We start from the raw sequence: 25,937 nt of genomic DNA on the forward strand, positions 1-25,937 counted from the left end.
CCGTTCAACCCGACGTCGGGTCGCGGTCGGATCGGCTGCCTACCGTTCGCTCGTGCTGACTCGTGGGTTCGTGGGCAGTGTGCTGGTCCTGCTGGGCGGGCTGGTCGTGTCCACGCTGCCGCGGTCGACCTGGCTGATGGGCCACGACCTGCTGGTCGACCTGCGCGGTGCCGAGGCCGGTCGGATGGCCGGGCTGGCGGTCGTGCTGCTCGGTCTCGGGCTGCTCGCCGCCGCCTGGCTGTCGCTGTGCCGGCACGTCGCGGTCGCGCAGGGCGAGGAGCGCGAGGACGCGGTCTACCTGGTGCGGCACGCCGCCGTCGTGTGGAGTGCGCCGTTGGTGCTGGCGCCGCCGCTGTTCTCCCGCGACGGCTGGTCCTACGCCGCCCAGGGGATGCTCGCCCACGTCGGCATCTCGCCGTACGAGTACGGGCCAGGCGTGCTCGCCGGACTGCCGGTCGCCGAGGCCGTGGACCCGCGCTGGATGACGACGGTGACGCCGTACGGCCCGGTGCCCGTGGCCGTCGGCGAGCTCGCCGCCGGCGTCACCGGCAACCCCTGGGTGCTCGTGGTCGCGCACCGCCTGGTGGCGCTCGTCGGCCTGGCGCTGCTGGCCTGGGCGGTGCCGCGGCTCGCGCAGTGGAGCGGCCTCGACCCGGCGCTGGCGTCGGCGGTCGTGCTCGCCTCACCACTGATGATCGCCAACGGCGTCGGCGGTCTGCACAACGACCTGTTGATGGTCGGGCTGATGGCGGCCGCGCTGGTCGCCGCCGTCGAGCGGGGGTGGGTGGCCGGCGCGCTGCTCGGCGGGCTCGCGGCGGCCGTGAAGCTGCCGGGCGGCCTGGTCTGCGTGGGCGTGGCCCTCGTGGGCCTGCCGCTCACCGCGTCGTTCGCGGCACGGGTACGCCGGCTCGCCGTGGTCGGCCTGGCCGCCGTCGGGACGCTCCTCGGGCTCGGCGTCGCGAGCGGCCTGGGCAGCGGGTGGGTGCACGGCCTCGCCGTCCCCGCCACCGTCAACACCCCGCTGTCGGTCACGACGCTGGTCGGCGGCCTGCTCGACCGGTTGGCGTGGCTGCTCGGGCTCGGCCTCGCGCCGGCGACGTTCCTCGGCCTCGTCCGCCAGCTCGGCACGGCGGCCATGCTGGTCACGGTGCTCGTGGTCGCCCTGCGCTGGCGCACGGGGGACCGGGCCGGGGCCGTCCAGGCGGTCGCACTCGTCGTCGCGACCACCGTGCTGCTCAGCCCGGTCGTGCACCTGTGGTACCTGCTGTGGGTGGTGCCGTTCGTCGCCACCCTGCGCCTGTCCCGGGTCGCGACGGCCGGACTGCTCGCGGCCTCGACCGGCTTCGGCCTGGTGGCGCCGATGGACTCCTCCCTGCACGGCGCCTACTACGCGATCGTGCTGGGCAGCATGCTGGTCGCGATGCTGGTGCCGCTGCTCCTGCTGACCCGCCGCTCACGAGCCCGGATCGAGCGGATCGTGTCGGCGGAGTGGATCCCCGCTGCGGGGTCGGTCGCGGGGGTGGCGGTGGAGCCGGAGCCCGCTCAGGTGCGTGCGGGCGCGATGACCCCGGCCACCTCACCGAGCGTGATCCGGCCGCCGGACGTGCCGGGTGCGGCGTAGCGGAGCACGACCTCGTCGCCGTCGTCGAGGAACGCGTCGTCGGCGCCCCAGCCCAGCTCCAGCAGTGAGCCGCGCTGGTCCGGCTCCGGGCCGCTGATGGTGCCCGACGCGTAGAGGTCGCCGGTGCGCAGGCTCGCTCCGTTCACCGTGAGATGGGCGAGCAGCTGCGCCGGCGACCAGTACATCGTGCGGTAGGGCGGCCGGCTGACGACCTCGCCGTTGACGACCACCTCGACGTCGATGTCGAGCCCCCGGGTGGCGCCGGGGCCCAGGTAGGGCAACGGCTCCGGGTCCTGGCCGGGCAGGTCGACCCACGCCGCGTCGAGCGCCTCGAGCGGCGTCACCCACTGGGACACCGAGGTCGCGAAGGACTTGCCGAGGAACGGCCCCAGGGGTACGTACTCCCAGGCCTGGATGTCGCGCGCCGACCAGTCGTTGAGGCCGACCACGCCGAACACGTGGTCGGCGAACGCGTCGTACCGCACCGGAGTCCCGAGCTCGGACGGCGTGCCGACCACGAAGCCGAGCTCGGCCTCGATGTCGAGCCGTGTCGAGGGGCCGTACGTCGGGCCTGCGTCGCCGCGCCGCTGCCCGCACGGGCGGACGACGGGGGTGCCGGACGCGACCACCGTGCCGGCGCGACCGTGGTAGCCGACCGGCAGGTGCTTCCAGTTCGGCAGCAAGGGCTCGGCGTCGGGGCGGAAGATCCGGCCGACGTTGGAGGCGTGGTGCTCGCTCGCGTAGAAGTCGACGTAGTCGGCCACCTCGACCGGCAGGTGCAGGGCGACCTCTGCGAGCGGGACCAGGTGCGGCTCGACCAGGTCGCGCTCGGCCTCGTCGCTGAGCAGCCCGGTGACCCAGGCGCGCACCGACTCGCGGACCCGGCGCCCTTCCGCCATCAGCGCGTTCAGCGAGCGCTCCTCGAGGACGCGGTGGACGTCGAGCATCTCGGCGGCGGCGACCGGTGCCAGGTCGAGCACCTGGTCGCCGATGCGGACGCCGACCCGCGGCTCCTCCCCGGCGCGGGAGAACACGCCGTACGGCAGGTGGTCGACGTCGAACCCGGAGCCGGCCGCGCCGGGGACCCAGGTCCTCACGAGAGCTCCAGCAGGCCGAGCGCGACCAGGTCCTCGAACGGCTCGTCGATCGAGCACGACCCGAAGGAGGTGAACCAGCGCCGGGCACCCGCGAGGTCGAGGTCGCGAGCCTCGGCCGCCAGCCCGTCGCCGTCACGGCGCTCGAGGACCTCGACGACCTCCTCGGCCGAGGCGCCGTCGAACGCGAGCCGGGTCGCGACCAGGACGTTGAGGAAGCCGTGGTGCTCGAAGCCGCCCGACTCCGCCGGGCCGGTGTGCCGCACCGCGTGGTGGAGACCGGCGGTGCACTTGAACGGCGTCTCCCGGTCGAGCGCGGCGTCGATCCAGCGGGCCAGTGCATGCGCGTGCGGGAACGCGGTCGCATCGAGCCCTCCGGTGCGGAACTTGAGCCGGAACTCCTGCGCCGCGACCTCGTCCGCCGCGGCCAGCCAGCTCGCGGTCGAGCCGACGTGGGGGATCTCGACGAAGACCGGGACGTGGTCGTCGAGCTGGCCTTCGGCCCGGGCCGCATCGACGGCGGCGCCGACCCGGCGCGCCGCACCGAGGAGGTCGTCCGGGTCGCGCAGCGCGAGCTCGACCCCTTCGACGGCGACGTGCAGCTTGCGGGCGAGTGCGACGGTGCCGGCGACCTGCCCGGCGCCGCCGGTCACCACGACCGAGAGCGCGAGCGGCGTCGCCTTGAGCGCCGGCAGGTCGGTGTCGCGGACCACGAAGGTGCCGACCAGGTCGGCCCCGGGCTGCGCGCGGCGGGCCAGGTGCCGGGCGGTGGCCTCGGCCAGCGGCGCGTCTCCGGGCGGGAAGATCGCGGCGTCGTCGACGAGGCCGCGCCACGCGCCCCCGAGAGCAGGTGCAGGCGGTTGCGTTGACACGGTGGCTACTCTAACCATGAGGCACATAGCGGACGAACCTGTCCGACTATCGGAGGCGACGTCGACGAACGGAGGCGGGATGGCCCACTACCGACGGATCGGTGCGGTCCCGCCGAAGCGGCACACGCAGGCCCGCGACCCCGACGGCCGGCTCTACTACGAGGAGCTGATGGGCGAGGAGGGATTCTCCTCGGACTCGTCGCTGCTCTACCACCGCGGCGTGCCCTCCGCCATCGTCGCCGCGGAGCCGTGGGAGCTCCCGGACCAGAGCCGCACGCCCAACCACCCGCTCAAGCCGCGGCACCTGCGGCTCCACGACCTCGAGACCGGCGGCGACGCCGTGACCAGCCGTCGGCTCGTGCTCGCCAACGCCGACGTGCGGATCTCCTACGTGGTCGCCGGGTCCGAGCCCTCCGCCTACTACCGCAACGCGATCGGCGACGAGTGCGTGTACGTCGAGTCCGGGGCCGGCGTGGTCGAGACCGTGTTCGGCGTGGTGGGCTACCGCGCCGGCGACTACGTCGTGATCCCGCGCGCGACCACGCACCGGTGGGTGCCGGCCCCTGGGTCCGAGGACCCGAGCCGGCTCTACGCGATCGAGGCGAACAGCCACATCGCCCCGCCCAAGCGCTACCTGTCCCGCTACGGCCAGCTGCTCGAGCACGCGCCGTACTGCGAGCGGGACCTGTACGGCCCGACCCAGCCGTTCACGGCCGACGGCGGCGACGTCGACGTCCTCGTCAAGCACCGGACCGGCGGCGGGATCGTCGGGACCCGGATGACCTACGCGACGCACCCCTTCGACGTGGTCGGTTGGGACGGCTGCCTGTACCCCTACACGCTCAACATCGAGGACTACATGCCGATCACCGGCAAGGTGCACCAGCCGCCACCGGTGCACCAGGTCTTCGAGGGGCACAACTTCGTGGTCTGCAACTTCCTGCCGCGCAAGGTCGACTACCACCCGCTCGCGATCCCGGTGCCGTACTACCACTCCAACGTCGACAGCGACGAGGTGATGTTCTACGTCGGCGGCGACTACGAGGCGCGCAAGGGCTCCGGCATCCGCATCGGGTCGATCTCGCTGCACCCCGGCGGACACGCCCACGGGCCGCAGCCCTCGGCGATCGAGGCCTCGCTCGGGGTGGAGTACTTCGAGGAGTCGGCGGTCATGGTCGACACCTTCGCCCCCCTCGACCTCGGCGAGGCGGGCCTCGCGGTCGAGGACCCGGCGTACGCGTGGAGCTGGGCCGGGCGGGGGCCCGAGGACCCGCCGGTCTTCTCCAACTCGTGAGGTGCATAGTGGAGTCGTGGAGACCCGCAGGCTCGGTCGTCTCGAGCACCGCAGCACAGTCCTGATCTACGGGGCGGCGGCCCTCTCCGAGGTCACCCAGGACGTGGCGGACCGGTCGATCCAGGAGGCCCTCGACGGGGGCATCAACCACTTCGACGTCGCGGCCGACTACGGCGACGCCGAGCTCCGGCTCGGCCCGTGGTTGCCGCGGATCCGCGACCGGATCTTCCTGGCCACCAAGACCGGACGCCGGGACCGCGAGTCCGCCTGGCAGGAGATCAACCGATCGCTGGAGCGGCTCCAGACCGACCACGTGGACCTGCTCCAGCTGCATGCCGTGGGCGACCTCGCCGACCTCGACCTCGCCACCGGGCCCGGCGGCGCCCTCGAGGCCGCGCTCCGGGCGCAGGAGGAGGGCCTGGTCGGGGCGGTCGGCATCACCGGGCACGGGGCCCAGGCGCCGGCGACCCATCTCGAGGCACTGCGCCGGCACCCGTTCGCGACCGTGCTGACCCCGCTCAACCCGGTGCTGTGGCGCGACGAGTCCTACCGCGCCGACTACCAGGCCCTGGTCGCGGAGGTACGCCGCCAGGACGCCGGCCTGATGACGATCAAGACCGCGTCGCGCCGCAACTGGCCCGAGGGCGACGAGCACCGGTACTCGACCTGGTACGAGCCCTACGACGACCAGGCACGCATCACCGCCGCCGTGTCGTGGGTGCTCGCCCACGACGAGGTCACCGGGCTCGCGACGGCTGGCGACGTGCGCCTGCTCGGGATGTTCCTCGAGGCCGAGCGCACCCGGGTGGCCGCCGCCCAGGCGGAGCACCTCCTGGCCGGTGACCCCCGCTACTCCTCGCCGTTCGTGGCCATGCCGTTCTGAGCCGACCGGGCGGGCGGCGGTGTTGCGACCGGTGCTCGTCAGGCGGGCACCCGTGCTCCGTCGGTGACGGCCGCGTGCACGGCGAGCATCCGGTCGACGGTCGCCTGCCAGGGGAACAGCTCGGCGCGGCGGCGCGCGGCCTGGCGCCGTACGGCGACCGGGCGGGCCGCGACCTCGAGCACGGCGTCGGCGAGGGCGGCCGGGTCGGACTCGGCCCAGCCCCCGGACTGCTCGTCGACCAGCTCGCGCGCGCCGCCCCGCGACGCCGTGACGACCGGGGTGCCGCTCGCGAGCGCCTCGAGCACGGCCAGCCCGAAGGTCTCGCCCGGGCAGACGGAGAGCGCCACGTCGGCCGCCGCGATCCGGTGGCTCAGGTCCGCGCGCCCCGCGATGAACCCGTGGAACGTGACCGGCGCCCCGGCCGCCAGCTCGACGAGCTCGTCGAGGTGCGGGCCGTCGCCGTACACGTCCATCCGCACCGGTACCCCGCGGCGGTGCAGCTCGACCGCGGTCGCCACGGCCAGGTGCGGCGACTTCTCCCGCGACAGCCGGCCGACGTGGGCCAGGCGCAGCACGTCCGACGCGGCGGCCGGATGGGGACGGAACGTCTCCAGGTCGACACCCAGCGGCACGCGCACCGTCGGGCAGCCGGCCGCGTCGGCGAGTGCCTGGAACTCCCGCTGCGCGTAGTCCGAGGTCACCACGAGCGTGTCGAAGCTGCGGACGAGCAGCCGGTTGAGCAGCCCGATCGAGACCTTCGAGGTGGTCTCCAGCCCGCTGCGCATCGCGAACATGTCGTCGAGCCGCTCGTGGGAGAACAGCACCGACCCGACGCCGCGGCGTCGGGCCCAGCGGGTCACCGGCAGCAGGGTGAGCTTGTCGCTGAGCTCCACCGACGTCGGCGCGAACCGCTCCAGCACGTCGACCACCCGCCACGGCTCCACGATCAGCCGGTAGCCACCGCCCACCCGTGGCGCTCGCACCTGCACGACGTCGCCGTGCTCGGTCGTGGTCGCCGCGTCCACCGGGCCCGGTACGACGAGCAGCCGGTCCACGCCGGCAGTGACGTACCCCGCCCCGAGGGCGGCGACGGCGGTCTTCATGCCGCCGGAGGCGGGTCCGATGAAGTTGGCGAGCTGGGCGATGCGCACGCAGCGACGGTCCCGTGCCCGCGTGAACGCGCGGCGAGGGTGGGGTGGCGGTCCGGTGTCGGTGCGATGGTGCACCCTGGGCCCATGGCCGGGTGGACGTGCGAGTTCGACGCCGAGCTGTGGGAGTGGGAGTCCTCGCCGCAGGGCACGGCCTGGGTGTTCCTCACCGTGCCGGCCGAGGAGACCGAGGAGATCCGGCTGCGCTCGGGCCCGCCGCGGGGATTCGGGTCGGTGCGGGTGGAGGTGACGCTGGGCGGCTCGACCTGGCGCACGTCGGTGTTCCCCGACCAGGAGCGCGGCTACGTCCTACCGGTCAAGAAGGCGGTGCGCCGCGCCGAGTCCCTCGAGGTGGGGGACCCGGCGCGGCTGCGCCTCGAGCTGGTCTGACGGGCCCGCGCTACGGCGCGACCGGCTCGCGGTTGAGCGTCTTGTAGGTGTACGCCGTGCCGAGTAGCACGACCGGCACGCTGACCAGCGCACCGACCACGCAGATCACGAACCCGACCGCGGCGACCAGGCCGCCGACGATGTACCAGACGATCGTGGCTGCGAGGTTGTCCTTCACGAACAGCACGCTCGCCTTGATCGCGTCGACCGGCGCCATGTTCTTGTCGATGATGAAGAACAGCGTGTACGACGTCGCGAACCCGACCACCAGGCCGGGCAGGTAGCACAGGATCGTGCCGACGAACGTGGCGACCGCGATGATCACGCTGGCAACCACCACCGACCCGAGGTTGTCGGTCTTGATGACGTCCGCGAACAGGAACGGCCGGCCCGCGGTGACGTTGAGCGAGGCCCGGACCAGGCCGGCGCCGATGATCCAGGCGACGACCAGCAGCACGGCCGACAGCAGCGACTGCAGGATCAGCCGGCCGAAGAAGCCGGTGCCGTCGTCACAGGTGAGCGAGCCGTTCTGCACCGAGCACGACGCATCCGTGGTCAGCGCGTTCATCACGAAGGTGCCGAGGACGGCGACCACGACCAGGGCGACGACCAGGACCACGGCGGACAGGATGATCTGGGCGGTGTTCGCCTGGAACTTCGCCCAGCCGTAGGACAAGGCGTTGCCGAGGCTGTAGCCGCTGCCGTCGCCACCGCCGTACGACGGGGCGGGCGGGGGCGGCGGCGGGTTCTCGCCGTACCCGCCGGTCGGCGGTGGCGGCCCGCCGTAGCCGTCGCCCGATGGCGGTGGCAGTGGCGGAGGAGGGGCCTGGTCGGGGGGTGGGGGTTCGTTCGTCGACATCCGGTGCTCCTGGATCTCATCCGCAGGGCTGGCAGTTCGCAACCTAGCGGTCCCGCGCCCCGCAGGGACAGGCTCAACCGGACTATTGGCAACGGCCCGAACAGGCATCCGAGCCACGGGTCCGGGTACCGCTTCCCCGGCGGCGACCGCGGCGACAGGATGGGGCACATGGGCAGGAGACCTCCGCACCGAGACATCGACGAGCGCGAGCTGGACGTAGACCCGCCCAAGCGCACGGCCGCAGGGGTGCCGGCGGTCGCGGTCGCGATGAAGCGGGCGGTCGAGCAGATGGGGGTCCGGCGTACGGCGCAGACGCTGCTCAAGCTCAACCAGGCGGACGGCTTCGACTGCCAGGGCTGCGCGTGGCCCGACCCGGACCCGAGTCATCGGGCGACGGCGGAGTTCTGCGAGAACGGCGCCAAGGCCGTGACCGAGGAGGCGACCAGGCGACACCTGCACCGCGGCTTCTTCGCCGCCCACCCGCTCACCGAGCTGCGGGAGCGGTCCGACTACTGGCTGGGCCAGCAGGGCCGGATCACCGAGCCGATGGTGCTGCGCGAGGGCGGCACCCACTACGAGCCGATCGGCTGGGACGAGGCGTTCGCGACCATCGCCCGGCACCTGCAGGCGCTGGAATCCCCGGACCAGGCGATCTTCTACACCTCCGGCAAGACCTCCAACGAGGCGGCGTTCGCCTACCAGCTCTTCGTCCGCGCCTTCGGCACCAACAACCTGCCCGACTGCTCGAACATGTGCCACGAGTCGACCTCGGTCGCGCTCGCGGAGGTGATCGGCATCGGCAAGGCGTCGGTCACCATCCGCGACGTGCTCGAGGCCGACCTGATCGTGATCGCCGGGCAGAACCCGGGCACCAACCACCCGCGGATGCTCACCGCCCTCGAGGGCGCGAAGCGCAACGGCGCCCGGATCATCGCGGTCAACCCGCTCAAGGAGGCGGGCCTGGTCCGGTTCAAGAACCCGCAGCGACCGCGCGGCATCGTCGGCCACGGCACCGAGCTCGCCGACCTGCACCTGCCGCTGCGGATCAACGGCGACCTCGCGCTGTTCCAGGCGATCGGCGCGCTGCTGCTGGAGTGGGGCTGCGTCGACCACGAGTTCGTCGACCGCCACACCTGGGGCTTCGAGGCCTGGGCCGAGCACCTGCGCACGCTGGACTGGGACGTTGTCCGCCGGTCCACCGGGCTGACGCGCGAGCAGATCGAAGAAGCCGCGCGGATGTTCCGCGACTCGCGCGCGACGGTGATCTGCTGGGCGATGGGGATCACGCAGCACCGCAACGCGGTCGCGACCGTCAAGGAGTTCGCGAACGTCGCGTTCCTCCAGGGCAACATCGGCAGGCCCGGCGCCGGGCTGTTCCCGGTGCGCGGCCACTCCAACGTCCAGGGCGACCGCACCATGGGGATCTGGGAGCGCCCGCCCGGCCACTTCCTCGACAAGCTGCGCGACGAGTTCGGGTTCGAGCCGCCGCGCGAGCACGGGTTCGACAGCGTGGCCGCGATCAAGGCCCTGCGCGACGGCGACGCCAAGGTGTTCTTCGGCCTCGGCGGCAACTTCGTCTCGGCCGCGCCGGACACCGAGGTCACCGAGGAGGCGTTCCGCCGCGCCGCGCTGACCGTGCACGTGTCGACCAAGCTGAACCGGTCGCACGTCGTGCACGGCCGGGAGGCGCTGATCCTGCCGGCGCTCGGGCGCAGCGAGAAGGACCTCACCGGCGGCCGGGTGCAGCGGGTCACCGTCGAGGACAGCACCTGTTCGGTGCACGCCTCGCAGGGTCCGCTCGAGCCGGCCTCGCCGTACCTGCGCTCGGAGGTCGACATCGTCTGCTCCCTGGCGCAGGCCGTGCTGGGCGACCGCTACGGCCTGCCCTGGCAGGAGTTCCGCGCCGACTACACCGAGATCCGGCGCCGGATCGCGCGGGTGGTGCCGGGCTGCGCGGCGTACGACGAGAAGGTGGACCGCCCCGGTGGCTTCGTGCTGCCGCACCCGCCGCGGGACAGCCGGACCTTCCCCACCGAGAAGGACCGCGCGATCTTCACGGTCAGCCCCACGACGGTCCTCGAGGTGCCGGAAGGCCGGCTGCTGCTGCAGACCCTGCGCTCCCACGACCAGTTCAACACCACGATCTACGGCCTCGACGACCGCTACCGCGGCATCTCCGGCGGCCGGCGGGTGGTGTTCGTGCACGCCGACGACATCGCCGCCCTCGGGCTCGAGGAGGGCGAGCACGTCGACCTGGTCAGCGAGTGGGAGGACGGCTCGCAGCGCCGGGCGCCGTCGTTCCGCGTGGTCGCCTACGACACCCCGCGCGGCTGCGCGGCGGCGTACTACCCCGAGACGAACCCGCTGGTCCCGCTCGACTCGACGGCCGAGGGCAGCAACTGCCCGACCTCGAAGTCCGTGGTCGTGCGGCTGGACCGGGCCGACGGCGGGCCGCAGGGCGTCACCGCCGGCAGCGACGTCGGCACGATCACCCCGGCCGGACGGGGCGACGAGGGCAAGCGGCACGTGGAGCCGGAGCACCTGAGCTGAGACGCTTTCTATGGGGTTGACACCCCCTAGAAGCGTCTCAGGCGCGGCACAATGGGGCGATGAGCAACCTCGAGGACCGGCCCGACGAGGTCGACGGCGCGTGTGCGGTGACCTCGGGCATCGAGATCATGACGCCGCGCGACGTGCCGCTCGGCGGGCCCCGCGCGATGCGGGTGCGGCGTACCCTCCCGCAGCGCCAGCGCTCGCTGATCGGCGCCTGGTGCTTCGTCGACCACTACGGACCCGACCGGGTCGCCGACACCGGCGGCATGTCGGTCGCGCCGCACCCGCACACCGGGCTGCAGACGGTGAGCTGGCTGTTCACCGGCGAGGTCGAGCACCGCGACAGCGCGGGCAACCACGCGATGGTCCGGCCCGGAGAGGTCAACCTGATGACCGCCGGCCGCGGGATCAGCCACTCGGAGGTCTCGCCGGCCGCGACGGAGACGTTGCACGGCGCCCAGCTGTGGGTGGCCCTGCCCGACGCGGACCGCTTCACCGACCCCGGGTTCGCCCACCACGCGCCCCCCGCGGTGACCGGGGACGGCTGGACCGCGCGGGTGTTCCTCGGGTCGCTGCTCGGCGACAGCTCGCCGGTCCCGACGTACACCCCGCTGCTGGGCGCCGAGCTGCTGCTCGGGCCGGGCACGACCCTGACGCTCGACGTGGACGAGACCTTCGAGCACGGCGTCCTCGCGGACACCGGCGTGCTCTCCGTCGCGGGCGTCGAGACCAAGCAGAACGACCTCGCCTACGTCCCGCCGGGCCGTTCGACGTTGACCCTGACGGCGTACGACGAGCCGGTCCGGCTGCTGCTCCTCGGCGGGCCGCCGTTCCCCGAGAGCATCGTGATGTGGTGGAACTTCGTGGGCCGCAGCCACGACGAGATCGTGGCGTTCCGCGAGGAGTGGCAGGCCCAGGTCCTCGACCCGGACGGCGCCGAGCGGGCGCCGGCCGAGGCGGGTGGCCGGCGCGAGGACGGCGGCGCGTACGCCCGCGTGGTCCGAGACTCCCAGCTGGTCCGGGAGGGCCGGTTCGGCGTCGTCGTCGGTGACCACCTGCCGCCGATCCCCGCGCCGCCGCTGCCCAACGTCCGGCTCCGCCCGCGCACCTGACCGCAGCTGTCGTCGACCCGCCGCCCCGGCGATAGATCCGTCGGGTGCCGGGCGGCGGACCGCGCACACGCCGGTGTCGGCACGGTCCGCCAGGATGTCCGCATGGGACCGGTGACCGCAGAGGACGGCGTCGCGCGCTGCCCGTGGGCCGGCGGGCCCGGCGTGATGCGCGACTACCACGACACCGAGTGGGGCGAGCGGGTGCACGGGGAGGCGGCGTACCTCGAGCGGCTGACCCTCGAGGCGTTCCAGTCGGGCCTGTCCTGGTCGACGATCCTCAACAAGCGCCCGGCGTTCCGCGAGGTGTTCCGGGGCTTCGACGCCGACGCGATCGCGGCGTTCGACGCCGCCGACGTCGAGCGACTCATGCAGGAGCCGCGGATCGTCCGCAACCGGCTGAAGATCGAGGCGGCCCTCACCAACGCTCGCGCGACCGTCGCGCTGCGCGAGGCCGAGGGCCTCGAGGCGTTGGTGCTCTCGTTCGCGCCCGACGACCCGCCCGCCTGGCGCGACACCGCCGAGATGGCGACGACGTCCGCCGAGTCGGTCGCGCTGTCCAAGGCGCTGAAGAAGCGCGGCTTCGCGTTCGTGGGCCCGACCACCATGTACGCCCTCATGGAGGCCATCGGCGTCTTCGACCCCCACCTGGTCGGCTGCTTCCGGCGGGGCTGCCCGCGGGGTCGGCTTCCCCGGTGAACCGGGGAAACCGGAACTCCGGGGCCGAAACTTCGGGCCAACAGTTCCAACATCCCCGGTGAACCGGGGAAACCGTCACGGGCTCGCAGATCAACCCCCGGCCGGTTCGGGTCGATACACCCAAGGAATCGGTCTTTCTCGGGTCCAAGTACGGCGGTTTATGCTCAGCTCGTGACCCAGTTGGTCGAGAACCGCGAGACGGCCGCGCCGGCCACCGCCGGGGAGCTGCTCGAGCTCGTGCGCACCGGACGGGCCAGCACCCGCTCCCAGCTGCGTGCCCTCACCGGGCTGTCGCGGACCGCCGTCACGGCGCGGGTCGGCTCGCTGACCTCCGCCGGGCTCCTGCTGCTCGGCGAGGAGCTCGCCTCGACCGGCGGCCGGCCTCCGGGCGCCCTGGTCTTCAACAAGGACGCGGGCACCGTCCTCGCGGCCGCGATCGGTCGGTCCCGGAGCCAGCTGGCGGTGCTCGACCTCGACGGCCAGGAGCTCTCGGCAGACTCGCGCGACCACGAGGTCGGGGTCGGCCCGGACGAGCTGATGGCCGATGTCGTCGACCGGTTCCGAGGCCTGCTCGCGGGTGTCGAGCCACCGGTCCTCGGCATCGGGCTCAGCCTGCCCGGCACCCTCGACCAGGCCCGAGGCGTGAGCATCGGCTCCCCGGTCATGTCCGGGTGGGACGGGGTGCCGCTGGCGCCGTACTTCGCCGATCTCGCGCAGGCACCGCTCTTCGTGGGCAACGACGCCGACGTCTTGGCCCGCTCCGAGCTGCTGGGCGGTGCGGGTGACCTCGGCGACGTACTGGTCGTGAAGGCCTCCACCGGACTCGGCCTCGGCATCATCGCCGGAGGCCGGGTGCTCAGCGGGCATCTCGGGGCCGCGGGCGAGATCGGGCACACCAAGGTCGACGCCGCCGGCGAACTGCCCTGCCGCTGCGGCGCGGCCGGCTGCCTGGAGACGATCGCTGGCGGCTGGTCGCTGGTGGCCAAGATGGCCGAAGGCGGGCATCCGGTCGGCCACGTGCGCGAGCTGGTCGCCCTCGCCCTCCAGGGCGACTCCGCCGCCCGGGGCCTGCTGCGCGACAGCGGCCGCGAGCTCGGTGACCTGCTCGCCGTGGCGATCAACCTGCTCAACCCGGCCGCGGTCGTCATCGGCGGCGACATGGGCGCGGCCTTCGACTTCTACCTCGCGGGGGTGCGCGAGAGCGTCTACCGCCGGGCCGCGCCGCTGGCGACCCGCGACCTGCAGTTCCTGCCGGCCACCCACGGCGCCCGGGCCGGAGTCGTCGGCTGCGCGGCACTGGCTCTCGACCACGTGCTGAGCCCGGTCGCCATCGACAGTCGGCTGGCCACCCAGGCCTGACCGCTACCGTCTGCTCCGTGACCCGAGTACACGCCTTCGGCGACGACGCCCTCGGCACCCTCGACGCGGTCGGGCTCGTCGAGGCCATCCAGGAGGGCCGGGTGTCGATCCGCGAGGTGGTCGACGCCGCGATCGCCCGCACCGAGCGGCTCCAGCCCGAGCTCGGCGCGCTCGCCTACGTCGCCTACGACCGGGCCCGGGCCGAGGCCCGGGACCCGCGCGGCGGCTACTTCGCCGGGGTGCCGACCTTCGTCAAGGACAACGTCGACGTCGCGCGGATGCCTACCCAGCAGGGCTGTGACGCCTACCGCGCCCGACCGGTCAAGCACGACGGTGACTTCGCCCGGATGTTCCTGGCCACCGGGCTGGTGCCGCTCGGCAAGACCCAGCTCTCCGAGTTCGGCTTCAGCCCCTCCGCCGAGCACCCCCGCCTCGGGCCGGTGCGCTCGCCGTGGGACACCGCCCGCACCGCCGGCGCCTCGTCGGCGGGTACGGCGGCGCTGGTGGCCGCCGGCGCCGTACCGATCGCCCACGGCAACGACGGCGGCGGCTCGATCCGGATCCCTGCGGCCGTCAACGGGCTGGTCGGGCTCAAGCCGACGCGCGACCGGCTGGCCCAGGACCGGCTGACCCGGCGGATGCCGGTGCGGATCGTGGCCGACGGCGTGCTCACCCGCTCGGTGCGCGACACCGCGGCCTTCCTGCGCGAGGCCGAGCACGTGTACCGCGCCCTGTCGCTGCCCCCGATCGGCGATGTCACCAGGCCGGGCCGGGCCCGGCTGCGGATCGCGGTGCACACCGGCGGGATCGGCCGCACCGCCTCCCCCGAGGTCGTCGACCTGACCCTCAAGACCGCCCGGCTCCTGGAGGAGCTGGGCCACGAGGTCGAGCAGGTCGTGCACCCCGCGCCGGCGACGGTGCCCGAGGACTTCCTGCTCTACTGGTCGATGCTGGCGATGACGATCGTGGGTGCCGGCCGCCGGCACCTCGGCACGTCGTGGGACCGCACCCGGCTCGACAACCTCACCCTCGGGCTGGACCGCCACTGCCGGCGGCGCCTCCACCGGCTGCCCGGGGCGATCGCCCGGCTGCGCCGGCTGTCCCGGGTCTCCGCCGACTTCCACCGCCGCTACGACGTCGCGCTCACCCCGACGCTCGCGCAGGCGACCCCGCTGATCGGGCACCTCGACCCGACCAACGACTTCGACACCGTGATGGAGCGGATCCTCGAGTGGGTGGCGTTCACGCCATGGCAGAACGCGACCGGCGACCCCGCGGTGTCGCTGCCGCTCGCGACCACCTCGACCGGGATGCCGCAGGGGATGATGCTCTCCGCCGGAGCCGGCCGCGAGTCGACGCTCCTCGAGCTCGCCTACGAGCTCGAGGAGGCGGCGCCCTGGCCGCGGATCACGGACTGACCGAGCGCGGTACGACGAGCAGCGCCTGCGCCGACCGGGCGACCAGGCCGCGCTCGTCGTACGTCGCGGAGGTGGCGACCCCGACCGACCCGTCGGACAGGGTGGTCTCCGCGTCCAGGCACACCCACTCGCCCGCCGGCTCGCGCAGCACGTGCACGGTCAGCTCGGTGTTCAAGAACCCCCACTCGCGCACGTCGAGGGCGGCGCTCGCGCCGGAGGCCGAGTCGACGCACGCCAGCAGTCGCTGCACCGGGCTGATCGGCTCGCCCTCGACCAGTGCCGGCGGCCGCATCCACACCACCCCGCGGCCGGGGACCTCGAGCCCGCCGCTCACCCATCGCCACTCGATCGCGTCGAGGTAGCCGCCGTGCCAGGCCTCCGGCCGGGGGTGTGCGACGCCGTCGGCCGGCGTGTGCGGCAGCGGGGCCGGGCCGGCACCCGGTCCTGCGGTCCGGGGGAACAACCAGGCCGCCGCGGTGGCGGCGACCCGGCCCCGGGCCACGTCGTGGAGCTCGGCGGCCGCGAGCTGCACCGACCGCCCCGGCCGCACCACGCGCGCCGAGACCGCCACCGGCCCGACCGGCACCGGCCCGAGCAGCTCCATCGTGAACCGGCCGACCCGACCGCCCCCGGCGGCCGGGAGCCGCTCGATCGCGCGCGCCAGCAGCGCCGCGGGCGGGCCGCCGTGCTGGGCGTCGGGGGACCACGGCCCGGCGGTCGTCGGCAGCGACTCGAAGGCCTCGACCGGCCCGTCGGACGGACCCGCGAAACGGTCGCTGTGCCGGTAGAAAGCGACCGGCTCAGCCGATTTTTCGATCACCCGTCCCCCTGTGTATTGTTCTGCGTCGTTGCCCCTTTAGCTCAGTCGGCAGAGCGTCTCCATGGTAAGGAGAAGGTCTACGGTTCGATTCCGTAAAGGGGCTCTGGGCAAGACGTTGGGTGGTCGGGTTACTCTGGACCGCGCAGCCGTGCCCTCGTGGCGGGGTAGCTCAGGTGGTTAGAGCACACGGCTCATAATCGTGGTGTCGCGGGTTCGAGTCCCGCCCCCGCTACTGCGACCTGGACAGTGACACCAGCACCGACCTCGAAGGACAACCCGTGGCCAGCAAGACCTCCGACGTTCGCCCCAAGATCACCCTCGCCTGCGTGGAGTGCAAGGAGCGCAACTACATCACGAAGAAGAACCGGCGCAACGACCCGGACCGGATGGAGCTCTCGAAGTTCTGCCCGCGCTGCCGCAAGCACACCGCGCACCGCGAGACCCGCTGAGCGATCTTCCACGTCGACCCGCCCGAGACTCTCGGGCGGGTCGACGTCATTTCCGAGCCGCCCCCGGTCAGACCCGGCAGCCGGGCCGGGTCCAGGAGGCGAAGTCGGTGAGGTCGAGGCGCACCAGCATCGGTACGACGGGCCGCCCGCCGAGTCGCTGGTAGTGCCTGGTGCCCGACTCGCTGACGACCCAGAGCGACCTGCGCCCCGCCAGTGACATCCCCTCCGCACCCGGCACGAAGGCGCGCCGCCGGGTGCCGTCGGGCCCGACCAGCACGCCGCAGCGGGTCACCGACTGCACGAACCACGCCCCCGGGCGCCCGCCGCCGAGGGCTCCCCACACCGCGCCCTGGGTCGCGCGCGGCGCCGGCGTGGAGCGCTGTGCCGTCGCCGGGGTGATGTCGAGCGCGGTCGAGGCGACCAGCGCGTCGGTGTCGAACCAGTCGACCCGGCCCGGACGGTGCGGGTACCACCGCCCGATGCCGAGCCGGCCGTCGCCGTCGAGGAGCGCGAAGGACCCCCGCAGCGGATCCGCCAGCGCCCAGACCCGCCGGACGTCGAGGGTCCCGGGGTCGATCAGCCACAACCGGCTCGTCTCGACCAGCCACAGGCCGTGGGCGTCGCGGACCAGGCCGCCGCCGTGCCGGCAGGTCACCGGGTCGCGGTCGCCGACCTGCCCGGCGACCGGGTCGAGGCGGGCCATCGTACGGCCGGTGCGGAGGTCGACCTGCGTGATCGCGCAGTAGCGGTGGTGCAGAGGAGCGTCGCCGTCGAAGCCGCTGACCCAGGCCGCCCAGCCGGCGGTGGCCACGCCCTGGGGCACGAAGCCCCGCCCGGTCCGCAGCCAGACCCCGGCACAGACCGCGTGGTCGTTGGCGAACCGGTCGAGGGCGGGCTTGCCGAGGTACGCCGGCGGTCGCCCGCGGACCTCGTCGTACGTCAGCGGGCCGCAGCCGGAGCGCCGGTCGTCGTGGTCCGGGAACGGGAGCCTCGACCCGGTGCATCCGGCGCCGGCCGCCAGGGCGAGCGCCAGCACGACGCCGACGAGCCACCGGCTAGGTTGACGCCATGCCTGTCGACCAGTCGCTCGTCGGCCGGGTGTTCCCACCCACCCGACCCTATGCGGTCACCGAGGAGCACGTCCGGAGCTTCGTGGCCGCCACCGGCGGCGCGTACGACGGCGGCCCGGCGCCCACGACGTACCCGATCGTCCTCGCGTTCGAGGCGATGAACGCCTTCCTCGAGGCGGAGGCGATCGAGCTGCACCGGATCGTGCACGGCGAGCAGCGGTTCGCCTACGAGCGCCCGGTCGTCCCCGGGGACGTGCTCACCGCGACACTGACCGTGAGCAGCCTGCGCCAGATCGCCGGCAACGACATCATCGGCACCACCAGCGAGGTCACCGACGAGGCGGGCGCGCTGGTCTGCTCGACCAGCGCCACCCTGGTGCATCGGGGGGCCGGGGCATGAGTGCCGGGAGCCTGCCGGCCCGGACCTTCACCGTCACCCGCGCCGACCTGGTCGCGTACGCCGAGGCGAGCGGCGACCACAACCCGATCCACCAGGACGAGGCGGTGGCCCGCAGCGTCGGGCTGCCGGGGGTGATCGCCCACGGCATGTACACGATGGCGCTCGCCGCCCGGGCCGTGTCCGAATGGTTCCCGGGTGCGCAGGTGGTCAGCCTGGGCTGCAAGTTCACCAACCCGGTCGTGGTGCCGGCTTCGGGCGGCGTCGACGTCGAGGTCGCCGGGGAAGCCGAGGAGGCCGACGGCGTGACGACCGTGAAGCTGACGGTCACCTGCGCGGGCCAGAAGGTCCTGGGCATGCCGAAGGCCGTCCTCCGTGCCTGATCTCGCCGACCACACGACGCTGCGGCTCGGCGGTCCGGCCGGCCGCTGGGTGCGCGCCACCTCCGAGGACGAGCTCGTCGCGGCGGTGAGCGAGGCCGACGGCGCCGGCGAGCCCGTGCTGGTGCTCGGCGGCGGGAGCAACCTCGTCGTGTCCGACGACGGCTTCCCGGGCACCGTCGTCGAGGTCGCCACGCGCGGCGTCGTACCCGACGTCGAGGACGGCGCCTCCTGCGGCGGGGTCCTGGTCACGGTCGCAGCCGGCGAGACGTGGGACGACCTGGTCGCACTCGCCGTCGAGCGGGAGTGGTCCGGGATCGAGGCGCTGTCCGGCATTCCCGGATCCGTGGGCGCCACGCCGATCCAGAACGTCGGCGCCTACGGCCAGGAGGTCGCCCAGACGATCGCCAGCGTCCGGGTCTGGGACCGGACGCTGCGCGGGGTCCGCACGTTCGCCGGCGCCGACTGCGGCTTCGGCTACCGCACCTCCCGGTTCAAGCAGGACCCCGGGCGGCACGTCGTGCTGTCGGTGACGTTCCAGTTCCGCCAGGGCTCGCTCGGAGCGCCGGTGAGCTACGCCGAGCTGGCCCGCGCCGTGGGTGTGGAGGTCGGTCAGCGGGCCCCGTCGGCGCAGGTGCGCCGGGCGGTCCTCTCCCTGCGGTCCGGCAAGGGCATGGTCCTCGACCCGGCCGACCACGACACCTGGAGTGCCGGGTCGTTCTTCACCAACCCGGTCGTCCCCGCGGACGCCGTACCGGACGGAGCGCCGGCGTGGCCCCAGCCCGACGGCCGGGTGAAGACCAGCGCCGCCTGGCTGATCGAGCAGGCCGGCTTCGGCAAGGGGTACGGCGCGGGCCCGGCGAGGCTGTCCGGGAAGCACACACTGGCGCTGACGAACCGCGGCAGCGCGACGACCGCGGACCTGCTGCAACTCGCGCGCGAGGTGCGCGACGGGGTCGAGGCGCGGTTCGGGATCCGGCTGGTCAACGAGCCGGTGCTGGTCGGTTGTGAGCTCTGACCCGCGGGGAGGATCCCCGGCTACGGGCTCGTGGTCGCGACCCCGACGAAGAGGGCGATGAAGGCGAGCACGATCACGACCGCGAGGGCCAGCAGGCCGGTGCCGACGATGCCCATCACCCGGCCGGCGGAGGCCATCTCCCGGCCGCTGTAGCGGCCGGGCTCGGCGTCGATCTCCCGCAGCGCGCGGCTGCCGATCGCCCAGGCGAACGGCGACACCACGAGCGTGACGCCTCCGCAGAGGAGGATGCCGACCAGGCCGATGATGCCGAGCACCATCGCGGTCGTGGCCGACGGGTGCTCCGGCGGCTTGGGCGCCCAGTGGTACGGCGGCTGTCCCGGCCCGGGCTGGTAGGGCTGCTGGTACTGCCCCGCGCCGTAGGGCTGCTGGTAGGGCTGCTGGTAGGGCTGCTGCGGCTCGCCGGGCTGGTTCGGGTCGCTCATGGCCCCATCGTCGCAGGACTGGCTCCGAGCCAGGCGTCGATGTCGGCAAGGACACGGGACCGGACGTCCCCGGGGGCCCGGGAGGCGCGCACCGACATCCGGGCCAGCTCGGCCAGCTGGGTGTCGGTGAGGTCGTGGGCCGCGCGCATCGTGGCGTACTGGCCGGCCAGCCGCGAGCCGAACAGGAGCGGGTCGTCGGCTCCCAGCGCGACGGTCGCCCCGGTCGCCAGCAGGGTGGGCAGTGGCACCGAGGTCAGGTCGGAGTACACGCCGAGCGCGACGTTGGAGACCGGGCACACCTCGAGCGCGACGCCCGCCGAGACGATGCGGTCCAGCAGGGCCGGGTCCTCCGCCGACCGGATCCCGTGGCCGAGGCGCTCGGCGTGCAGGGCGTCCAGGCACAGCCGCACGTGCTCGGGCCCGCGCAGCTCGCCGCCGTGGGGGGCGAGCAGCAGCCCGGCCCGCTCGGCGATCCTGAACGCCGGGGCGAAGTCGGCGGTGCTGCCGCGGCGCTCGTCGTTGGAGAGCCCGAAGCCGACCACCCCGCGGCCGGCGTACTGCGCGGCCAGGCGGGCCAACGTCCGGGCGTCGAGCGGGTGGCGGGTGCGGTTGGCCGCGATCACCACCGCCATGCCGAGGCCGGTGGCCCGCTCGGCGTCCCGGACCGCGTCCAGGACCAGGTCGGTGAAGGCGGTGATGCCGCCGAAGCGGGCGGCGTAGCCGCTGGGGTCGACCTGGATCTCCAGCCAGCGGCCGCCGTCGCGGACGTCGTCCTCCGCGGCCTCGAGCACCAGCCGGCGCACGTCGCCCTCCGTGCGCAGCACCGACCGGGCGACGTCGTAGAGCCGCTGGAAGCGGAACCAGCCCTTCTCGTCGGCCGCCGAGAGCTGCGGCGGCCAGTCCTCCACGAGCTGGTCGGGCAGCACGATGCCGTCCCTCTCCGCGAGCTCGAGCAGCGTCGAGTGCCGCATCGACCCGGTGAAGTGCAGGTGCAGGTGCGCCTTCGGGAGCTCGTGGAGATCGCGCATCGGGTGGTGCGCGGCTCAGGCGAGGAGCTTCTCGGAGGCGGCGAGCAGCACGCAGACCGTGACGGCTTCCATCGCCTCCGTGACCTCGCTGAGGGTGGGGAACGACGGGGCCAGCCGGATGTTCGTGTCGGCCGGGTCGTCGCGGTAGGGGTACGCGGAGCCGGCCGGCGTCAGTGCGACACCGGCGGCCTTGGCGAGCTCGATGACCCGGGTCGCGGTGCCTGGCAGCACGTCCAGGCTCACGAAGTAGCCGCCGCGCGGGTGCGTCCACTGCGCGATCCCGAGGCCGCCGAGCCGCTCGCCGAGGATCCGGTCCACCTCCGCGAACTTCGGCGCCAGCAGGCCCCGGTGCTTGGCCATGTGGTCGCGCACGCCCTGGGCACTGCCGAAGAACTCCAGGTGCCGCAGCTGGTTGACCTTGTCCGGGCCGATCGAGCCGAGCCCGAGGTTCTCGTGGAACCAGGCGACGGTCTCCCGCGAGCCGCCGACGAAGGCGACCCCGGCGCCGGCGTGGGTGATCTTGGAGGTCGAGGCGAACACGACCGGCCGGTGCGGGTGCCCCGCGACGGCGGCGAGCGTGACGATGTCGGCGCTCTTGGTCTCCTCGCTCGACAGGTGGTGCAGCGCGTAGGCGTTGTCCCAGAAGAGCTTGAAGTCCGGGGCGGCGGTCGGCATGGAGGCGAGACGCTCGGCCACCTCCTGGGTCGTCACGTGTCCGGTGGGGTTGGAGTACGTCGGGACGAGCCACATGCCCTTGACCGTGGGGTCGGCGGCCACGAGGGCGGCGACGGCGTCGGTGTCGGGGCCGTGCTCGACCATCGGCACCGGAAGCATCTCGATGCCGAACCACTCCAGGAGCGCGAAGTGGCGGTCGTAGCCCGGCACCGGGCAGACGAAGCGGACTCTCTCCTCCTGGCCCCACGGGCGCTCGGAGTCGACACCGCCGCGCAGCCACAGATAGGTCAGCACGTCCTTCATCAGCGTCAGGCTGGAGTTGCCCTGGGCCGACACCTGCTCCAGCTCGAGCCCGAGGAGCTCGGCGAAGATGGCGCGCAGCCCGGTGATGCCGGCCAGGCCGCCGTAGTTGCGGGCGTCCACGCCGTCCGGCGTGGTCGTCCTCGTCGGAAGGGTGAGCAGCGCGTCGGCGAGGTCGAGCTGCTCCGCCGACGGCTTGCCGCGGGTCAGGTCCAGACTGAGCCCGGAGGCGACGAGCGCGTCATAGGCCTCCTGCTGCTCGGCTTTGAAGGTCTCCAGGCCGGTCCGGGACAGGTCAATCAGGGGCTCGGTCACTCCCATATCGTAGGGTGGCCGGCCCGGCGGGCTGCCGGCGTACCGGCCCTGCGCTCCTCGACCCGGGCGTCCGCCTCGGGCCACCCGGCGCGTCTCGGGTACCGTGCCCGGCCGGCACGGTCATGCGTCGCCGCAGGCTTGCCGCGCGGCCTCCCAGAAGGCGTCGATCTGCGCGGTCCGACCGGCCCTCCGCCGCGCCAGCCGCAGTCGGTGCCGCAGCCCTTCCTCACCTGAGGTGGGGACCACCGCCAGCCCGGCCAGCTCCGCCGGGTTGATGAAGTCCATCTCCCACGCGACGGCCGGGAAGAGGCCGAGGCCGGCCCGGACCCGCTCGATGATGCCCGGGTGGGACGTCTCTCCCGGCGCGGCCGCGAGCTGCCGTGCTTCGGGACGACCGGGCACTTCCACGCCGCCCAGGTCCGTCTGGACCGGAGCGAACGGCTCGACGGCCCGCCGGACCTGACGACCGAGCGGATCGCCGCCGGCGTCGGACACGGGCAACGCGTGGTCGTCGCCGACGGGACGGTGCTGTCATTGTCATTCGACCCGCTGGGTGTCTACCGCCTGCTTGCCCTGATCGACGACCCGACGGAGCCCTCGGCGTTCGCCGCCGAGGCGCTCGGGCCGTCGGCCACCGCTCCATCGCCCGAGCACGACAATCTCCACCGGACACTCAGGGTGCTCCTGGACACCGGGATGAGCGTGGCCGAGAGCGCGCGCCTGCTGCACTTCCGCTACAACACCTTGCGCTACCGGATCACCCGCATCGAGTCGCTCGTGGGTCCGTTCACCGCCGACGCTCAGCTCCGGCTGCGGATCCTCCTGGCCCTCCAGGTGCTGGACATGCGCGGGGTATGAGGCAGGTGCCTCTGGGCCGGTCGAGCTCAGCCGGTCTGCAGCGAACGGGCCACCTCGCGAGCCCGAGCCGCCAGCTCTGCCGGGTCGGCGTTCACCAGCGCGTGGTCCCGCACCACCAGCTCGCCCTCGACCAGCACGTGTCGGGCGGTAGCCGGGGGCGAGAGCAGCAGGCCGGCCACCGGGTCCGCCTCCGTGCCGACGGCGTTGAGCCCGGAGACGTCGAAGACCGCGAGGTCCGCACGGGCGCCGACCTCGATCCTGCCGAGCTCCGGCAGGCCCAGTGCCCTGGCGCCTCCGGTGGTCGCCACGACCAGTGCCTCGGAGGCGGTGAGTCCGTGCTCGACGCCGTGCACCCGGGAGACCAGCAGCAGCTGGCGCGCCTCGGCCAGGGCACTGCCGCCGTCGTTGGACGCTGACCCGTCGACGCCGAGCGAGACGGTGATGCCCGCGTCGACCAGGTCACGGATCCGGCTGATGCCTGAGCCCAGTCGCAGGTTCGACGTGGGGCAGAGCGAGATCGCGGTGCCGGTGTCGGCCAGCACCTCGATGTCGCCGTCGGAGAGATGGACGCAGTGCGCCAGCCACGTACGCGGGCCGAGGACGCCCCACTCCGCCAGCAGCTCGACCGGGCGGAGGCCGGTGGCGCTGACGGTCGCCGCTTCCTCGTCGCGAGCCTCGGCCAGGTGGGTGTGGAAGCCGAGCTCGCGGTCGCGCGCGAAGCCGTGCGCCGCCCGCGCCAGCGTCGAGGTCACCGCCAGTGGGTGGCAGGGGGCGGCCGCGATCCGGGTCCGCCATGCCGGCCCCTGATCGTGATGGCGGTCGGTCAGGTCGGCCAACCGACGGAGGTAGCGGTCGGTCGACTCGCACAGGGCAGCGGGGGCGAGCCCGCCGTGGGCGTCGTCGACATCCATGCTGCCGACGGCGCTGACCAGCCGGATCCCGAGCCGGCGCCCGGCCGTGACCTGGGCGTCCACCGGGTCGGGTGATCCGGATGCCGGAGGCAGGTAGTGATGGTCCACGGTGGTGGTGCAGCCGGACAGCAGCAGTTCGCCCGCGGCGACGGCGGTGGCCGCCTCCTGCCAGGCACTGTCGTGGCGGCCGAACAGCGGCCAAAGCTCGCCGAGCCAGCCGAACAGACCGTGTTCCTGGCCACGCACCCGGGTCAGGCACTGGAACATGTGGTGGTGGGTGTTGACGAGCCCGGGGACGACGACGGCGCCGCGCGCATCGACGATCCCGGTGCCCGCGTCGACGACCAGGCCGGTCCCGATCGCGGTGATCACGCCGTCCTCGACCAGGACGCTGTCGGCAGCCGGGTGGCTCGTGAGCACCGCGTCCGCACCGCGGATCAGGAGCCTCACGGCACGCCTGCTCCCGTGAGGTAGCTCGCGGCGTAGATCTCGTCAGCGTGGTCCAGCCCGCCCGGAGACTCGTGGACGCAGCGGCCATCTCGCAGCACCAGCACCCGGTCGGCCGCACCGGCGACCTCGTCGACGTCGCAGGAGATGTAGAGGACAGCCGTCCCTGCCCGTGCGGCCTCGCGGACGATCTCGATCAGCGTCCGGCGGGTCGGCTCGTCGACGCCCTGGGTGGGTTCGTGCAGGATCAGCACCTTCGGCTCGTCCTCCAGGACCCTGGCCAGCAGCACCTTCTGCTGGTTGCCTCCGCTGAGCGACCCGATCGGCGCGTCCGGGCCACTCGTCCGGACCTGGAACGCCCCAGTGGCGCGACGCGCCCAGGATCGCTCCCGGGGGTCGGCGATCAGGCCGAGGATCCGGTTGGCGCGGCGTACGACCGGGGAGAGGTTCTCACGGACCGATGCCGCGACGTACACGCCGTTGAGGAGCCGGTCTGCCGGAACGACTCCGAGCCCGTTCCTCCGGCTCTGGGCGTAGGTCCGGCCGCGCAGCCTGTGCCCGTCGAGGTGGATCGCTCCGGCGTGGCAGCGGTCCGGCCGGGTGATCAGGTACGGCAGCTCTTCGAACCCGGCGCCCGTGGCGCCGGTGACGCCGAGCACCTCGCCCGGGCGGATCTCCAGGGACAGGTCGCGGACCTGCTCACCGGTGACCCGGTCCAGGACCAGCCGTGGCGGCCGGTCGGCGGCCACGGTGGTCGCCGACGTTCGCCGCAACGCGGTCACCTGGCGACCACTGACCATGCGGAGCAGCTCGTCCTCGTGCGTGGTGGAGACGTCGACGGTGTCGACCACGGCACCGCTGGCCAGCACCGTGGCCCGGTCGGCCGCCGAGAGGACCTCGGACATGTGGTGGGTGACCAGCAGCACCCCACCGCCCTGGGCCGCGACCCGGCGCGCGGTGGCGAGCACCATGTCGGCGTCCGTCCCCCGCAGCCGGGCCGTGGCCTCGTCCAGGATCAGCAGGTCCAGCGGGGCTCTCGTTGCGCCACGCTTGAGCGCGCGGGCGATCGCCACCACCGCCTGGTTGGCCGGAGAGAGATCTCGAACCATCGTGTTCGGGCGGAAGTCCGCGGCCAGCGAGTCGAGGATCGGCTGCAGGATCCGCCGCTCCTTCTCCCAGTCGACGAACGGGCCTCGCCGCGCGACGACGTCGCCCATGCAGCAGTTCTCCAGCACCGTCGCGTCAGCGCAGAGCGCCAGGTCCTGGTGGACGACGCCGATCCTGAGGATCCCGTCGTCCCCCGATCCGATGGTGAAGCCACCGGAGTCCGGACGGACCAGACCGCTGATCATCTTGACCAGGGTCGACTTCCCGGATCCGTTGTGACCGAGGAGAGCGTGCACCTCCCCACTACGGACGTCGAAGGTGACCTTCCGAACCGCCTGCGTCGAGCCGAAGCTCTTCGTGAGGCCGCGGACGCTGAGGGCCGGAGCCGGTCCGCTGATGATGATCCCGGGTGACAGCATG

Annotated in this window: 26 protein-coding genes and 2 tRNA genes; 16 read left to right on the forward strand and 12 right to left on the reverse strand. The window is 73.4% G+C overall.

Annotated features, from left to right (window positions below; all coding sequences use genetic code 11):
* Positions 1-52 precede the first annotated feature (52 nt).
* Positions 53-1,621: a polyprenol phosphomannose-dependent alpha 1,6 mannosyltransferase MptB gene (gene mptB / locus NOCA_RS25470; RefSeq protein WP_011754129.1), complete on the forward strand. Its 1,569-nt coding sequence runs from the start codon at positions 53-55 to the stop codon at positions 1,619-1,621.
* Here the strand turns inward: mptB and fahA are convergent.
* Positions 1,543-2,718 (reverse strand): fumarylacetoacetase, encoded by a 1,176-nt coding sequence (gene fahA, locus NOCA_RS04715; protein ID WP_011754130.1) that lies wholly within the window; start codon positions 2,716-2,718, stop codon positions 1,543-1,545. The genes mptB and fahA overlap by 79 nt on opposite strands.
* On the reverse strand, positions 2,715-3,587 hold the full coding sequence (locus NOCA_RS04720) for a hypothetical protein (protein WP_041546192.1): 873 nt from the start codon (positions 3,585-3,587) through the stop codon (positions 2,715-2,717). Before NOCA_RS04720 ends, fahA begins: the two co-directional genes overlap by 4 nt.
* Positions 3,588-3,666: 79 nt before the next feature.
* Here NOCA_RS04720 and NOCA_RS04725 point away from each other — a divergent pair, with 79 nt between their 5' ends.
* Together NOCA_RS04725 and NOCA_RS04730 are read left to right on the forward strand one after the other, a co-directional pair.
* Complete coding sequence (locus NOCA_RS04725; protein ID WP_011754132.1) at positions 3,667-4,881, forward strand: homogentisate 1,2-dioxygenase; 1,215 nt, start codon at positions 3,667-3,669, stop codon at positions 4,879-4,881.
* Positions 4,882-4,897: 16 nt separating this feature from the next.
* A complete protein-coding gene (locus NOCA_RS04730) occupies positions 4,898-5,764 on the forward strand; it encodes an aldo/keto reductase (protein ID WP_011754133.1) in 867 nt (288 codons plus the stop codon).
* A 38-nt stretch (positions 5,765-5,802) separates the two neighbouring features.
* Here NOCA_RS04730 and NOCA_RS04735 read toward each other — a convergent pair whose 3' ends face one another.
* Positions 5,803-6,915, reverse strand: coding sequence for a glycosyltransferase (locus tag NOCA_RS04735; protein ID WP_011754134.1), 1,113 nt, complete (start codon positions 6,913-6,915; stop codon positions 5,803-5,805).
* A gap of 84 nt (positions 6,916-6,999) precedes the next feature.
* On the opposite strand from NOCA_RS04735, the gene NOCA_RS04740 reads away from it, so the two are divergent.
* Positions 7,000-7,302, forward strand: coding sequence for a DUF1905 domain-containing protein (locus NOCA_RS04740; RefSeq protein WP_041546194.1), 303 nt, complete (start codon positions 7,000-7,002; stop codon positions 7,300-7,302).
* Positions 7,303-7,312: 10 nt separating this feature from the next.
* Here NOCA_RS04740 and NOCA_RS04745 read toward each other — a convergent pair whose 3' ends face one another.
* On the reverse strand, positions 7,313-8,161 hold the full coding sequence (locus NOCA_RS04745; protein WP_011754136.1) for a hypothetical protein: 849 nt from the start codon (positions 8,159-8,161) through the stop codon (positions 7,313-7,315).
* Positions 8,162-8,329: 168 nt separating this feature from the next.
* On the opposite strand from NOCA_RS04745, the gene NOCA_RS04750 reads away from it, so the two are divergent.
* The 5 genes from NOCA_RS04750 (at position 8,330) to NOCA_RS04770 (ending at position 15,299) form a co-directional block, all read left to right on the forward strand.
* Complete coding sequence (locus NOCA_RS04750; RefSeq protein ID WP_011754137.1) at positions 8,330-10,711, forward strand: FdhF/YdeP family oxidoreductase; 2,382 nt, start codon at positions 8,330-8,332, stop codon at positions 10,709-10,711.
* 59 nt (positions 10,712-10,770) lie between these two features.
* Positions 10,771-11,826 (forward strand): pirin family protein, encoded by a 1,056-nt coding sequence (locus NOCA_RS04755; protein ID WP_011754138.1) that lies wholly within the window; start codon positions 10,771-10,773, stop codon positions 11,824-11,826.
* 102 nt (positions 11,827-11,928) lie between these two features.
* The gene (locus NOCA_RS04760) at positions 11,929-12,522 is read left to right on the forward strand and encodes a DNA-3-methyladenine glycosylase I (protein WP_011754139.1); all 594 of its coding nucleotides are present in this window, start codon (positions 11,929-11,931) and stop codon (positions 12,520-12,522) included.
* Between the two features lie 171 nt (positions 12,523-12,693).
* Complete coding sequence (locus NOCA_RS04765) at positions 12,694-13,881, forward strand: ROK family protein (protein ID WP_238383417.1); 1,188 nt, start codon at positions 12,694-12,696, stop codon at positions 13,879-13,881.
* Between the two features lie 17 nt (positions 13,882-13,898).
* Positions 13,899-15,299, forward strand: coding sequence for an amidase (locus NOCA_RS04770; RefSeq protein ID WP_011754141.1), 1,401 nt, complete (start codon positions 13,899-13,901; stop codon positions 15,297-15,299).
* Here NOCA_RS04770 and NOCA_RS04775 read toward each other — a convergent pair.
* Positions 15,289-16,119 carry a thioesterase family protein gene (locus NOCA_RS04775; protein ID WP_011754142.1) on the reverse strand — a complete coding sequence of 277 codons (831 nt, stop codon included), beginning with the start codon at positions 16,117-16,119 and terminating at the stop codon, positions 15,289-15,291. The genes NOCA_RS04770 and NOCA_RS04775 overlap by 11 nt on opposite strands.
* A gap of 30 nt (positions 16,120-16,149) precedes the next feature.
* Between NOCA_RS04775 and NOCA_RS04780 the strand changes: the two genes are divergently transcribed.
* From NOCA_RS04780 to rpmG, 3 genes are all read left to right on the forward strand, one after another.
* A tRNA-Thr gene (locus NOCA_RS04780) sits at positions 16,150-16,222 on the forward strand.
* Between the two features lie 55 nt (positions 16,223-16,277).
* A tRNA-Met gene (locus NOCA_RS04785) sits at positions 16,278-16,351 on the forward strand.
* 46 nt (positions 16,352-16,397) lie between these two features.
* Positions 16,398-16,568, forward strand: coding sequence for a 50S ribosomal protein L33 (gene rpmG / locus NOCA_RS04790; protein ID WP_011754143.1), 171 nt, complete (start codon positions 16,398-16,400; stop codon positions 16,566-16,568).
* Positions 16,569-16,635: 67 nt separating this feature from the next.
* Here rpmG and NOCA_RS04795 read toward each other — a convergent pair whose 3' ends face one another.
* Positions 16,636-17,604, reverse strand: a complete 969-nt coding sequence (locus NOCA_RS04795; RefSeq protein WP_011754144.1) for a hypothetical protein — start codon at positions 17,602-17,604, stop codon at positions 16,636-16,638.
* Positions 17,605-17,636: 32 nt separating this feature from the next.
* On the opposite strand from NOCA_RS04795, the gene NOCA_RS04800 reads away from it, so the two are divergent.
* Genes NOCA_RS04800 through NOCA_RS04810 form a run of 3 tightly spaced genes read left to right on the forward strand, consistent with a single transcriptional unit; the run spans position 17,637 to position 19,433 of the window.
* A complete protein-coding gene (locus NOCA_RS04800; protein WP_011754145.1) occupies positions 17,637-18,038 on the forward strand; it encodes an FAS1-like dehydratase domain-containing protein in 402 nt (133 codons plus the stop codon).
* On the forward strand, positions 18,035-18,418 hold the full coding sequence (locus NOCA_RS04805; RefSeq protein ID WP_011754146.1) for a MaoC/PaaZ C-terminal domain-containing protein: 384 nt from the start codon (positions 18,035-18,037) through the stop codon (positions 18,416-18,418). Before NOCA_RS04800 ends, NOCA_RS04805 begins: the two co-directional genes overlap by 4 nt.
* Positions 18,411-19,433: a UDP-N-acetylmuramate dehydrogenase gene (locus tag NOCA_RS04810; protein ID WP_011754147.1), complete on the forward strand. Its 1,023-nt coding sequence runs from the start codon at positions 18,411-18,413 to the stop codon at positions 19,431-19,433. The genes NOCA_RS04805 and NOCA_RS04810 overlap by 8 nt, the downstream gene beginning before the upstream one ends.
* A 20-nt stretch (positions 19,434-19,453) precedes the next feature.
* On the opposite strand, the gene NOCA_RS04815 is transcribed toward NOCA_RS04810, so the two are convergent.
* The 4 genes from NOCA_RS04815 to NOCA_RS27405 form a co-directional block, all read right to left on the reverse strand.
* Positions 19,454-19,876, reverse strand: a complete 423-nt coding sequence (locus NOCA_RS04815; protein WP_011754148.1) for a DUF4190 domain-containing protein — start codon at positions 19,874-19,876, stop codon at positions 19,454-19,456.
* Positions 19,873-20,904: an adenosine deaminase gene (locus NOCA_RS04820; protein WP_011754149.1), complete on the reverse strand. Its 1,032-nt coding sequence runs from the start codon at positions 20,902-20,904 to the stop codon at positions 19,873-19,875. Before NOCA_RS04820 ends, NOCA_RS04815 begins: the two co-directional genes overlap by 4 nt.
* Positions 20,905-20,919: 15 nt before the next feature.
* Positions 20,920-22,194, reverse strand: coding sequence for an aminotransferase class I/II-fold pyridoxal phosphate-dependent enzyme (locus NOCA_RS04825; protein ID WP_238383418.1), 1,275 nt, complete (start codon positions 22,192-22,194; stop codon positions 20,920-20,922).
* Positions 22,195-22,314: 120 nt separating this feature from the next.
* Positions 22,315-22,479, reverse strand: a complete 165-nt coding sequence (locus NOCA_RS27405) for a hypothetical protein (RefSeq protein ID WP_158305627.1) — start codon at positions 22,477-22,479, stop codon at positions 22,315-22,317.
* 60 nt (positions 22,480-22,539) lie between these two features.
* On the opposite strand from NOCA_RS27405, the gene NOCA_RS04835 reads away from it, so the two are divergent.
* A complete protein-coding gene (locus tag NOCA_RS04835; RefSeq protein WP_011754151.1) occupies positions 22,540-23,052 on the forward strand; it encodes a PucR family transcriptional regulator in 513 nt (170 codons plus the stop codon).
* Between the two features lie 26 nt (positions 23,053-23,078).
* On the opposite strand, the gene NOCA_RS04840 is transcribed toward NOCA_RS04835, so the two are convergent.
* Both NOCA_RS04840 and NOCA_RS04845 read right to left on the reverse strand, forming a co-directional pair.
* A complete protein-coding gene (locus NOCA_RS04840; protein WP_011754152.1) occupies positions 23,079-24,413 on the reverse strand; it encodes an amidohydrolase family protein in 1,335 nt (444 codons plus the stop codon).
* The gene (locus NOCA_RS04845; protein ID WP_011754153.1) at positions 24,410-25,936 is read right to left on the reverse strand and encodes a sugar ABC transporter ATP-binding protein; all 1,527 of its coding nucleotides are present in this window, start codon (positions 25,934-25,936) and stop codon (positions 24,410-24,412) included. The genes NOCA_RS04840 and NOCA_RS04845 overlap by 4 nt, the downstream gene beginning before the upstream one ends.
* Position 25,937 lies beyond the last annotated feature (1 nt).

Origin of the sequence: Nocardioides sp. JS614 (genome assembly GCF_000015265.1) — a bacterium.
In the GTDB taxonomy this organism is placed as follows: domain Bacteria; phylum Actinomycetota; class Actinomycetes; order Propionibacteriales; family Nocardioidaceae; genus Nocardioides.